Source organism: Pseudoalteromonas shioyasakiensis (assembly GCF_024518675.1).
In the GTDB taxonomy this organism is placed as follows: Bacteria; Pseudomonadota; Gammaproteobacteria; order Enterobacterales; family Alteromonadaceae; genus Pseudoalteromonas; species Pseudoalteromonas shioyasakiensis_B.
Genome location: NZ_JANIGL010000003.1, coordinates 374,291 through 387,382 on the forward strand (window position 1 = coordinate 374,291; position 13,092 = coordinate 387,382).

Genomic DNA, 13,092 nt, shown 5'->3' on the forward strand with positions numbered 1-13,092 from the left:
TAATAGTAATGATAGCACGTACCCACTAAAGGGCTAGCTCGTTTGAAATATCATTTAACAATTTTAAGAATATCTTTGAATAATGGGCTATTCGCTACTTCTGTCCATTGAAAAATAACAGTTTCAGCATTAGTAATAACTGCACCAGCAGATTGCAGCTGGGCAACCGCATTATCGCGATGAGTATCTTGGCGAGAGCAAACACCATCAACAACAAGAAATACACTGTAACCATGGTCAAGTAAATCTAAACACGTTTGCAGCACGCAAACATGTGCTTCCATACCCACAACAATAATATGGTCCTTGTTATAGCTTGCAATTAGTTCTTTAAATCCGGCTTCTTTATATGCACTAAAATACGTTTTATCAAACCAGCATGCATCACCAAGTTGCTTTTGTAGTTGTGTATCAGTAGCACCTAACCCTTGTTTATATTGCTCGGTGACGAGTATTGGAACTTTATGCAATGAACTGGCCGCCGCTAAATTTGACGCAACCTTTTTGACTTTTTCGTAGAGTGGCATGGCTGGTGCCAGTTTTACTTGAATATCAACAACTAAAAGCAAGCTTTGTGTCACTTTTGGCGAAAAGCAGTGTGGCATAATTTATTTCCTTCAAGTTAAGCGAGTTGTCGATTAAATTGCTTAAATATCTCGGTAATAAACTCATTGCTATTAATTTGTTGTGCTATATTTGAAATAACATCAAATATTACTGAGATAAACATATACGTGCGTTGTAGTACCTTTTTTATCATACTATTAGGCTTGTTATCTACTTTATTTAGTATTGCAGCTGAGGCGAGAAAGTATGCCCATCAACTACAACGCTTGTCCCCAGATGAAGGGTTATCTCAGGGCTATGTGAGTGATATTTTACAAGATGAGCTTGGCTACATTTGGATTGGCACAGGCCAAGGTTTAAATCGATTTGATGGTTATCAAGTTAAAACAATTCCTGCTTTTGATCAGTTTTCAATTAATCTTATTTATGAAACCAATAATAATAAGCTGCTGATCTCAACCGAATACTCCGGTGCATATATGGTCGACCCTATCACACTAAAGGTCGATCAAATCTATTCTGGTAAGCTCAATAAAGAAGACGCTATTTACTCTCCTATTAGTGCCGTTCTCCAACATAACGAGATTTTTTATTTTGCGATAAACCAACACGTTTATACCTATACCGAGAGTACCAAAAACTTAAATAAAGAGTTTTCTATTGAAAAAAGTGACCATATCGTTCGTGCTCTTACTATTGATGATAACTATTTATATATAGGTACAAGCAATGGCCTGTATTCAAAATCACTCACAGATGATTACACAACTAATATTCCACTACTTCCGCCAGAGCAACAAAATTTTGATAACACCAATGTCAAATATTTGCACCTTGATAAACAGCTAGGCTTAATGGTTGGTACTGTAGAAGGACTTTACTCTATCCCCATTAATCAGACGAAAAAACTCGAAATAGACCGTGTTAAAACGCTGATTCCTGAGCATAACATTTGGCACCATATTGTGAGTGACTATGGTGAGTTTTTTGTAACCGAAAGTGGCCTTTACCAATACGACAGAAACACCGGAGAAAAAGAATTTATTTTAAATTTCGAACAAAGTAAATTCAACATCACTGACAACACTATCACCAAGCTTATCATTGATAACTCTGGCTTAATGTGGCTGAGCTCACGCTCTCAGGGAGTGTTTACCTGGTCCACTTTAGCAAAACGATTTACTAACATAGAAATAACCCATAACGGAAAGCTACACAGCAACCTAGTTTTAAGTGTCTTTGCAGACACACATAATGACTTATGGTTGGGGACTGAAAATGGCTTAACAAAATACAACCCTGTCACGGCAAACAAAGAAACATTTTTAGCAAGCGAAGATAAAAAAGCATTTTTTGGTGAACATAGTGTTTATGGCATAACCAGTGCAGAACTCGGTGAGCCAAACCGCTACCTATGGTTATTGCTTTATCATGGTTTGGCATTGTTTGATAAACAAAACCAACAACTGGTGCCGATAACGCAAGACGAAAAATCACCAGAGGCCCTAAATAAAGCTGATTCTTACGGCTATCACTTGATAGCGCCTGATACGTTTGCGTTTTTAAATAATGATAATTTTTATATTTACAATGGTAAAACAGGCCAAACTCGCATCATTAACGGCTTAGCAGATAAGTTAGACTTGCTAACTATACATACTTTTTTAAAGCCCCTTAGCAATTACCCAAATGAGTTGGTTATCAGTGCTGCTGGAGCGTTATATCGCTATAACGAAGCAACGCAAAAGCTCACCACTATTTATAAAGTAAAAAACCACAATCCATTAATGTACATGGTTATAAATGACTGGGTTATTGATTACAACAATACACTTTGGTTAGCTTCATCTCATGAAGGACTTATCGCATTAGATGCCACAACTTATAAAGAAAAACAGCGAATCAACTTCGCACAAGGGATCAATACAAAGTCAGTGTTTGCTTTACAAATTGATCAATTTGGCTTTTTATGGGCAAGTAGTCAAAATGGCTTATACAAAATTGATTTAAATTCACTACAAGTAACAAGCTTTACTGTAAAGGATGGTTTAACAGTTAATGAATTTAACCTCGACGCACATGCAGTACTAGATGATGGCCGCTTAGCATTTGGTTCCACACAAGGATTGCTCACACTTGCACCGCAAGATTTTTTAGACATTCCAGCATTAAATAAACCAGCCCAAACACAGATCACCAATATTTCTCTTTTATCAAAAGATCTCAGTTTTCACCCTAATAAATACAACAATGAACGGCTACAGTTAGATGCAAATGACATGGGATTAGAGGTCAGCTTTTCTAATTTTGATTTTCTTAATATTGATAAAACGCGTTACAAAATAACATTATCGGGCCCAAACTCATTTACTTATAATAATTATAAAAACAATAAGGTCTTTTTACCTACGCTGACTCCGGGTGAATACGAACTTGCCATTGCATCCTATAGCAACTATCAAGATCAACTTAATCAACCCGCGACACTTCGTTTTGTAGTTGCTTATGTGCCATGGCGCTCGCCATTGGCGATGTTTTCATATGCAATGATAATTTTTGCCATTGTTTTATTTATTGTTTGGCAATACAGAACAAAACGCAACACCATCGAGCAGTCACATCAAAAGGTCTTACAATCGCAGCAGCAAACCGATTTAGCATTAACAAGTAGTAACAGTGGTGTTTGGGAAATTAATGTAAAAGCGCAAACAGGTACGCAAAACCGCTTAGCGCAAGAGCTTGGCTACCCCTTTACTAAAGAGGTTTCAGCTAACGAATTTTATAAACTCATCCACCCTGATGACGCGAAACCACTTAGCAAGCGTTGGGAAAATTACCTTTTACAAAGTAATGACGAGCAATGGCAAGCGACCTATCGTATCCAACACATTGACGGGCATTGGTTATGGTATCAAGACATTGGTAAAGTAACTCAATGGGATGAATCAGGTGCTCCCGTTAAAGTGTCCGGTATATATACAAATATCACCAAACAAAGAGCCAATGCACAACAAGCGGCAATATTAGGTGAAGCATTTGGTCAAATTACAGACTGGCTTCTTATTTTAGATAATAGCTACCAGCCTTTATCGGTTAATAATAGCTTTGCAGATGCATTTTCGATTGACTCAGATACCGATAAACTCAATATCAAACGTTTTTTATCTGCCCTTGGAAAACGCCAATATATTGATTTTATAACTATAATAAAAACACTCAAGGCTAAACAGAATTGGCGTGGTGAAGCATATATAAAAAGTAAGACGAATCCATCACACCCTATTCACGTCAGTATCACCGCAGTTGCAAAAACACCTCATGTCATCAGTTATTATGTCATTGTGATTTCGGATCTGACCGAGCAAAAACGCGCAGAAAATGAATTACGTTATTTAGCCAACTATGACACGTTAACTAAACTGCCCAATCGCTCATTTATGTATCAGCGAATTAATAAGGTACTTAAAACAGCGGAAAGTGAGGGCTCTTTAGTTGCCCTATTATTTATCGATCTGGATAAATTTAAACCTGTAAATGATTCATTTGGTCATGCCGTGGGGGATCAACTTCTTTGCAATATAACGCAACGTGTTAATGATATATTGGATGAAAACTCTATTTTAGGGCGTCAAAGTGGCGATGAATTTTTATTACTTACAAAAAATATTGAGTCACCACAAGCACTCAGCGCTTTGGTACAATCAGTATCAGCTGAGCTTGGCAAACGCGTTGTGATAGATGATTTTGCTATAAATATTTCAGCCAGTATCGGGGTCGCATTGTATCCTTTTGACGCAGATACTGCTGACACCTTAATACGTCATGCCGATATAGCAATGATGCACGCTAAGCAGGCCGGAAGAAATGGCTTTAAATTTTTTACCGAGCAGATGAACGAAAAAATAACGCAAAAGCTGTTGTTAGAAAACGCCCTCAAAGATGCCTATAAAGACGATCTACTGTTTAACCATTATCAACCAATAGTTAATCGTATAACAAAGAAAATAAACGGTGTTGAGCTGCTATTAAGATGGAAACACCAAGGCTCACTTGTTTCACCAGCCATATTTATACCCATAGCTGAAGAAGCAGGCTTAATAGAGCTTCTTACTGAGCAAGCCTTAAATAGAGCGTTAGCTGAATTGGCAAAATTATTTAGAGCAAATCCACGCTTTTATTTATCGTTAAATTTATCACCTGTTCACATTTTAAAATTTAACTTAAGTGAGCGGCTATTACACATTTTAGCCAAACATAATGTGCAGCCTAACCAACTTAGATTAGAGATCACTGAAAACACCTTACTCGAAGATAAAGATAAAGCAGCCAAACAGTTGCAAATGCTCAAAAGTGCTGGCTTTAAATTATTGCTTGATGACTTTGGTACTGGCTATTCATCACTCACTTACCTGAGCCGATTTCCTATCGATGTTATTAAAATCGATCAAAGCTTTGTAAGAAACATAGGCGTAGATAGCAGCAACGAGTCGATCATTAAAACCATATTCTTATTAGCAGAAAACCTAAACTTGTTTTGTATTGCCGAAGGGGTTGAAAATATAGAGCAAATAGAATTTTTAATGCAATTAGGGTGTAATGACTTTCAAGGTTATTATTTTGCCAAACCGATGCCAAGCACAATGCTGTTAAATGAAGCTGAGCTCAACCCTGTGATAGAAAAACTACAAAGTATTTAACTGCCTAACTCTCATCAAGCTGTAAAAAACAGCGCTATTTATAATGCGCTAATTAGTTACCAAGCCAATTAACCAAGCATTTATAAAGCTGCTCTCGATCTACAGGTTTTGCGATGAAATCATTCATTCCCACGTTAATGCATTTATTTTTATCATCTTCAAATGCATTGGCAGTAATAGCGATGATAATAACATCACCATATTTCGGGCTGTTTTCTCTAATACGAGCAGTACATTGAAAGCCATCCATTTTTGGCATTTGACAGTCCATTAAAATTAAATCTGGCTGAAGATTTTCTAAACACTGTAATGCATGTTCACCATCATTCGCTATGGTAAGCTGGCAACCCGTGACCTCGAGCATTTTTGCAATCACTAATTGGTTGATAGCATTATCTTCTACTAATAAAACACTAAAATTAGCTAAATCAGGGATCCCCTGTTTGATCAGCACTTCACTACTTGCTTGTGTTTGCTTAGCCGGAATTTCAAAGCTAAAACAGCTGCCCTTGCCCACTTCACTCTCAAGCAATAATTGGCCGCCCATCAATGCGATAATTCGCTTACAAATAGCCAGACCTAACCCTGTACCACCGTAATTACGTGTTGTTGAGATATCTGCCTGCGTAAATTCTTTAAACAATTGTGTTTGCTGAACTGGAGAAATACCAATTCCTGTATCTGTTATTGTAATATGAAGCTTTGAACCCGAGTAGTGAACTTGCAGATTAATTTCACCGGCTGTGGTAAATTTACCCGCATTACTGAGTAAATTATTAATAACTTGGCTCAACCTAAGTTCATCCAGCAGCAAGGTTTGCGGTACATTTTCTTGCATTATTGAGTTAAACCTAACGCCTTGTTTTAAGCCGGTATCTTTAAAAACTTCACTGAGCCGCCCTATTAACTGATGAACATTAACACTTTGTACATCAAGTTTAAGCGCCCCTGCTTCTATTTTCGAAAAATCTAAAATATCATTTAAAATAATCAGTAAATTATTCGCACTTTGCTGGATCATCTTTAAATGACTGTGCGCTTCATCTTGCTGCGTTTTATCACTCAGTAAGATGTCGGTTAAGCCAATTATACCGTTTAGAGGGGTGCGAATTTCATGGCTCATATTGGCCAAAAACTGAGATTTGGCTTGATTGGCTTTATTAGCAACGGTAACAGCATTCAGTAATTCATCTGTTTTTTCGTTCACTTGAAATTCAAGTTCAACATTAAAGTTCTTTAGCTGTTGATTTAAAATATTGTTTTGCGTATTAACTTGCTCTAGTTGGTTAAAGTTACTTTTTAATTTTGCAGCCATCGAATTAAACTGCTGTTGTAAATTGTATACTTCCAACCAAGAGTTGGCATTGTTTGGCAACGACACTGCATCTGATTTGGGATCAAATTCATCTATTTGCCAGGTTAGCTCATGTATTGGCCGCACTAACCATTTACATAACTGTGTTATAAATACACTAATTAAAATAATGATTGCGATAGCCAATAATAAAGACTCAAGCCCTGCACCCACTGCAACTAAATTTGCAAACCTACGTTTGAACAAAGTCGCAACATACCAGCCTTGCACAGGAGATTTCTCAAGTTGCACATAATATTGTTCGCCATCAATTGTTTGCTCCATAATTGCGCGCTCATTGCCATTAAATTGCTCAACTTCAAGCCCTGTTAACTGCGATAAAATAGGGTAATTTTTTTCCAAAGTAGAGAATACCACCTGCTTTGAAGCATCCAGAACAATGAGCTCCCCTTCTTTATCAAAAAAATGGGGTCTAAATTGTAATAAAGAGCCAAAAACGAGTGAACCTTCAACTACCCCTTGAAACACCCCATTTTTAACAATCGGTGCAGAAACCCCGACTATTGGTACATCACCTAACCCTCTACCTTTAAAAATATTAGATATAAAGCCATCAGGTTTGTCTTTACCAAAAACATAGTAATCACGATCAGCAATACTCGGCGCGTCATTATTTAAGCTTTCTTTTAAACTAATTGGATTAAACACTCGTACAATCGCATTATTATCACTGACAATAGAGCTGCGTAAGTTAGGGTATTGCGACATCAAGGTGTTTAAAGCGGCCTCTTCAGGCACACCGTGTTCAATTGCTTTGGCCGTTAATACAACGCCTCGGCGATAGTGATCGAGATAAAAATCAATTTTAACGGCAATGTCTTCTGCTTTATCTAAAAGTTGTGATTTCACCTCATACTCGACACGCGAGTAGTGACTATTAGTAAGTGTGATGGTTATGATCAGCACCACTAAAATCACTAATAAACTGACAATATTATTGAGTATATTAAATAAAGATAAAGAGTTTTGATGCCAAGACTGGCGAATGAAGAAAAAACTAACTAAATCTATAACACTTAGTACAATCGCGGCATTCAAAAAGTATTTAACTAAAGCGGTGGCAACTTCAAGAAAAGGTAATTTAATTATAAACATACCTATAACGGCCAAAACAGGTATCCCTATCAGTAACCAGTATGTCACACCTATAAAAAACAATCGCTTTGCACGACATGTACAAAAGTAATAAAGCCAAAAAACTTCACCAAAAAAAACGATGGAAGGCCAACAATGTCCCCAACGGTAAAATATAAAAGCCGCACTTATAGCGCAGGCAAACAGTGCAGAGCGAAGGCCAAAGAGCAGCAAGCACAGTAAAACAAATAATTGGCCAAGCAGAAACTCCGAACTACCAAGAAACCAAAAAGGTATAAGATTAAAAGAGCCAGCTAACACCGCTAATAGAATGGGGCCAAATAAAGGAAGGTAGCGATGCCAAGAATAAGCCAAGATATAACCTGAATAATTAATCGATATACTTAAAAATAAAGGAATATAACAATTTTGCCAAGTTTAAAATCAAACAACTAATTTTTAATCGTTACTAGCCACTCTCTCTGGCAGCTAATTAATGCGCTGCGGTTGTTAAAGCTAAGTGCTCAGCACACGAGCAAAGCACAGAAAGCTCGCTAATGTTGACAGCCATTACTTTCTATTTGTAAAACGCTCTCAATAATATTAAATTGCTTTGCAAGTATCTGTTCAACTTTTAAACGGCACGCTTCATCGTGTTTTTCTTTCGTGCAATGTTGCTTAAGCACCACATGAGCACCCACTACTAGTTTTTCTTCACGGCGTACGACTGTGACATTGTGGACATTTTCAACATGCTCTACTTGCGCAATGGAGTTTTCAATATCGACCACGTCTGGCATTTTAGCTTTACTCGCTAACAACCCTTTAATACAAGACACAATAACCTTTACGCCAGTAAACATAACAAATGACGCAATTAGCATGCTCGACAAAATATCTATGATTGTCCAACCAGTTAAGTAAATTAATACCCCAGCGATAAACGTAGACACTGTCGAAATTAAATCAAAGAACGAGTGTAAAAAAACAGCATACACGTTAATACTTGCTTTGCGCCCTTTATAAAGCACCCAAGCTGCCGCACCATGGAATAAGAACCCGGTTGCTGCAATCACTGACATTAAATAACTATTTACCGGTGCACCTTGCCCTTCATGGTGGTGCAAAATACGCTCCCCGCCTTCATGCAGAATGATCAAACTGATAGCAAGATAAAGACAACCATTAATTAAACCACCAATTAACTCTGCCTTTTGATAACCTTCATTAAAGTTCTTAGCCAAATAAATTGCTAAGCTTGACGCGATTAACGCGATAAATAACGAACTATTATGCACAAATAAATGGCCAGCATCAGCAAGTACAGCGAGTGAATTAGCATAATAAGCACCAATAACTTGGATCACCATAAAGGTACAGGTGATAGAAAGTGCTATTAATAATCTTCGACGTGAAGCTTGATGCGTCGTAATATCGGTCATGAAGGTGTAGTTTACCTGTGCTTAATTGAGAAGATAGATATCATGCTGATGAAAGTATTGCGTCGCAATGATATACAGTCTCAATTGTAATACGTCCCTTACCCAAACGCACGAAAAAATTCCCCAATAAGATGATAAACCTGATATCACCCGCTAATATTAAAACAGTACCAATTTAACGAGATTGCTTGTATGCTCAATATGTTAATAGGGAGTTAAAGCAATAATGGCACATTCTTTTAATGATAAAGCTTTTAATGATGAAGCTTTAAATAATGCAGTGCAAACAACAAAAAACACATGGGATACATTATCTTCGCTGCCAATTGCTATTATTTTGCTCGATTTAACAACCAACACCGTTTACTGTAATCAAAATTCGCAAACACTCTTTAATTTACCAAACCACTTATCACTCAGCAGCGCACCGCTTGCAACAATTCAGCTGACAGATTTACATACACCGAAAACATCGACATTACACAACCTGCTTGCTAATGCCGACTTTACCGAGAAAACATTTTCACTAGCCAATAATCAACTCAACATAAAATGCAGCCAATTAACGCCGTCACTCAACGCTTTTATTTTTGAACCACTAAATAATGCGGCTTCTGCTGATAACTTTGATGAAGCCATCGCAAAAATATCCACGCAGCTAATCGATATACAAACTGACAACCTTGATCACCAAATCGAGCTTGTACTGCAAACAATAGGTACATTTAGCAAAGCAGACCGCAGCTATTTATTTCAATTTAGTCGTGATGGCAAATTAATGAGTAATACCCATGAGTGGGTAAATGACAAGGTAAACCCCTTCAAAGAACGTTTGCAGAATATTCCTCAAGATGCGCTACCTTATTTTTATGCAACAATGAAAGAGTCTGAAGTGTTTATTGTCTCTGATTTAAGCCAATTACCTGCTTGCGCAGAGGCTGAAAGGGCTGAATTTCAAGCTGAAGGTATTCAGTCACTATTATGTGTGGGGCTGCAGGCAGATAATAAGCTGTTTGGCTTCATTGGTTGTGACTGTGTAGACAAAGCGCGAAACTGGACTAACACAGATTTAATCCGCATCAAGTTAATGGGTGAAATAATAACCCGTGCATTAAGTAATGCATCATATAAAAAACATATTGAGCAAATTCAGCAGCAATTGGTTAAAGCAAATAAAGAACTCGAATTGCAAGCGAATATCGATAGTTTAACCAGTATCGCTAACCGACGTCGTTTTGATCAAACTCTACAATATGAAATCAAACGTGCCACACGCGCACAACAATCATTAAGTTTAATTATTTGCGACATAGATTATTTTAAATTGTTTAACGATAACTACGGCCACCAGCACGGCGATAATGTGCTAAAGCAAGTCGCCCATACTTTGGATGAAATATGTAAACGCCAAGGTGACCTAGCCGCCCGTTATGGTGGTGAAGAATTTGCTATTATTCTTCCCTGTATTGATGCGGTGCATTGTAAACAGCTCTCTGCACTCATACAAAGTAAAATTAAGCAGTTAGCAATCCCCCACAACTACTCTAAAATTTCAACTCAACTGACCCTCAGTATAGGAGGATTCAGCTGTATACCTACCCTTGAAACAAAACCTGAACAGCTAATTCAAGCCGCAGATAAAGCACTTTATAAAGCAAAAAACTCAGGCCGTAATTGTATTCGCATTACATAACTTTGAAAATAATACATATTTTGTCACGATTTTTATTAGTTTATTTGATTTCTCAGTGGTAATCTTAAAAATGTTACATATGTACATAATAAATAGACAACGTTTTGTAACACGGCCAATTTGGCAATAATCTAAGGAGAGTATTTATGGACCCTATCGCGCAAATTCTCAACATGGTGTTTACTGTTGAAGCATTTTTACTGATCTTTGTTTTAGTGCTGCTTAAAAGCAGTGTTAAATTTGTACCACAAAACCGTGCTTGGCTCATCGAGCGTTTTGGTAAGTACCAATCAACTAAAGAAGCCGGGTTAAACTTTATTGTGCCGTTTGTTGACCGGATTGCTGCCGATCGCAGTTTAAAAGAGCAAGCGCAAGACGTACCTTCGCAGTCTGCTATCACCAAAGATAATATTTCACTGATTGTTGATGGTGTTTTGTATTTCCGCGTACTTGACCCATACAAAGCCACCTATGGTGTAGACGATTATGTGTTTGCGGTAACGCAATTATCACAAACAACCATGCGTTCAGAGCTCGGTAAAATGGAGCTTGATAAAACATTTGAAGAACGTGATTTGCTTAACACAAATATTGTGGCAGCGATAAACCAAGCCGCAGAGCCTTGGGGTATCCAGGTTTTACGTTATGAAATAAAAGATATTGTGCCACCACAATCAGTGATGGAAGCGATGGAAGCACAAATGAAAGCCGAGCGTGTTAAGCGCGCACAAATTTTAGAGTCTGAGGGTGACAGACAAGCCAATATCAATGTTGCCGAAGGTAAAAAGCAAGCACAAGTACTTGCCGCTGAAGCCGATAAATCAGAGCAAATCCTTCGCGCAGAAGGTGAAGCTAAAGCGATCATTGCTGTTGCTGAAGCACAAGCTGATGCGCTTCGTAAAGTCGGTGAAGCAGCGGATACACAAGAAGGTCAAAAGGCTATCCAGTTAGATCTCGCAACCAAAGCAATTGCAGCTAAAGAAGCCATTGCCCGTGAGTCATCCGTTGTTTTACTACCGGACAACGGTACTGATGCCAGTTCACTTGTCGCCCAAGGTATGTCAATTATTAACACCTTAAACCAAAAGCAAAAAAGTTAATCTGTGGAGTAACTGATGGACTTTATAATTAATAATTTGCCCGAAGCATTAATGATTTTAGGCGTATTAGCTTTGATCATTGAAGTTGCAGTGCTAGGTATGTCTACGTTCATACTATTGTTTTTAGGTATTTCGCTGTTTGCAACTGGCTTAATGATGAATGTTGGCTTATTGGATGATTCATTAGCAACGGCACTGTGGAGCAATACGCTGATAACCGCAGCTTGCGCCCTGCTTTTATGGAAGCCACTTAAACGCATGCAAGAAAATGTTGATAGCAAAGAAGTCAAAAGCGACTTCGCTGAGCTTGATTTTGTACTTGCAGATGATATTGATGAACAAGGTCTCACCAGCCATATTTATTCTGGTATCGCGTGGAGGTTAAAAAGCAAACAACCACTGAGCGCAGGCACGCATGTCAAAGTGATAAAAAAAGAAGTCGGTGTCATGTGGGTTGAAGCCATTTAACCACTTAAACATACTGAATTAGCTAATTATGGTTAGTTCAGTATGTGATTTAACCTTAATTTTAATAAAATGCATTCCAATTGACACAACAATCCATGGAGGACATCACGTTTAATCAATTGATTTTATATATAAAACCATTAAGCTAATGTTTTAAGTGAATTGATTTAGCCATGGAATATGAAATCAGTGATGATAAATCGCGCCTTGATATAAACACCATTCACCATTTTCTCGCTCACTCTTATTGGGCAGAGCAAATCCCCATAGAGATAGTCGAAAAAGCCATCGCAGGATCACTTTGCTTTGGCGTCTATAACAGCAACGAACTAGTTGGCTTTGCCCGTGTGATTACCGATGCTGCTACTTTTGGTTATTTAGCAGATGTATTCATTCTAGAGCAACATCGAGGTAAAGGGTTGAGTAAATTGCTCATGCAACAAATTATGGCACACCCTGACTTACAAAACCTACGACGTTTTTGTTTAGCTACCTCAGATGCCCATCAACTGTATACTCAGTTTGGTTTTACCAGTTTAACGGCACCAGAGACGATGATGGAAATTAGAGTCGCTGATATTTATAAAAATATGCTTAATAGCTGAAATTATTTGCATTGAACTTTTTCTGTTCAATAACAGCCTATACTGGCATAGTAATTACTTCATTTGTTAGT

Annotated in this window: 8 protein-coding genes; 5 read left to right on the forward strand and 3 right to left on the reverse strand. The window is 37.7% G+C overall.

Going from position 1 to position 13,092, the window contains the following annotated elements:
- Nucleotides 1–50 precede the first annotated feature (50 nt).
- Nucleotides 51–605 carry an isochorismatase family protein gene (locus NQT69_RS11160; protein ID WP_256827747.1) on the reverse strand — a complete coding sequence of 185 codons (555 nt, stop codon included), beginning with the start codon at nucleotides 603–605 and terminating at the stop codon, nucleotides 51–53.
- Nucleotides 606–734: 129 nt separating this feature from the next.
- On the opposite strand from NQT69_RS11160, the gene NQT69_RS11165 reads away from it, so the two are divergent.
- A complete protein-coding gene (locus NQT69_RS11165) occupies nucleotides 735–5,264 on the forward strand; it encodes an EAL domain-containing protein (RefSeq protein WP_256827748.1) in 4,530 nt (1,509 codons plus the stop codon).
- Nucleotides 5,265–5,316: 52 nt separating this feature from the next.
- Here the strand turns inward: NQT69_RS11165 and NQT69_RS11170 are convergent, their stop codons facing one another.
- The gene (locus NQT69_RS11170) at nucleotides 5,317–7,734 is read right to left on the reverse strand and encodes an ATP-binding protein (protein WP_256827749.1); all 2,418 of its coding nucleotides are present in this window, start codon (nucleotides 7,732–7,734) and stop codon (nucleotides 5,317–5,319) included.
- A gap of 533 nt (nucleotides 7,735–8,267) precedes the next feature.
- Entirely contained in the window at nucleotides 8,268–9,155 is an 888-nt protein-coding gene (locus NQT69_RS11175; protein ID WP_256827750.1) for a cation diffusion facilitator family transporter, read from the reverse strand.
- 226 nt (nucleotides 9,156–9,381) lie between these two features.
- On the opposite strand from NQT69_RS11175, the gene NQT69_RS11180 reads away from it, so the two are divergent.
- The 4 genes from NQT69_RS11180 (at nucleotide 9,382) to NQT69_RS11195 (ending at nucleotide 13,021) form a co-directional block, all read left to right on the forward strand.
- Nucleotides 9,382–10,848 carry a sensor domain-containing diguanylate cyclase gene (locus tag NQT69_RS11180; RefSeq protein WP_256827751.1) on the forward strand — a complete coding sequence of 489 codons (1,467 nt, stop codon included), beginning with the start codon at nucleotides 9,382–9,384 and terminating at the stop codon, nucleotides 10,846–10,848.
- Between the two features lie 146 nt (nucleotides 10,849–10,994).
- Complete coding sequence (locus NQT69_RS11185) at nucleotides 10,995–11,948, forward strand: SPFH domain-containing protein (protein WP_256827752.1); 954 nt, start codon at nucleotides 10,995–10,997, stop codon at nucleotides 11,946–11,948.
- Nucleotides 11,949–11,963: 15 nt separating this feature from the next.
- Complete coding sequence (locus NQT69_RS11190; protein WP_256827753.1) at nucleotides 11,964–12,416, forward strand: NfeD family protein; 453 nt, start codon at nucleotides 11,964–11,966, stop codon at nucleotides 12,414–12,416.
- 173 nt (nucleotides 12,417–12,589) lie between these two features.
- A complete protein-coding gene (locus NQT69_RS11195; protein WP_256827754.1) occupies nucleotides 12,590–13,021 on the forward strand; it encodes a GNAT family N-acetyltransferase in 432 nt (143 codons plus the stop codon).
- The last annotated feature ends 71 nt before the right edge of the window (nucleotides 13,022–13,092 follow it).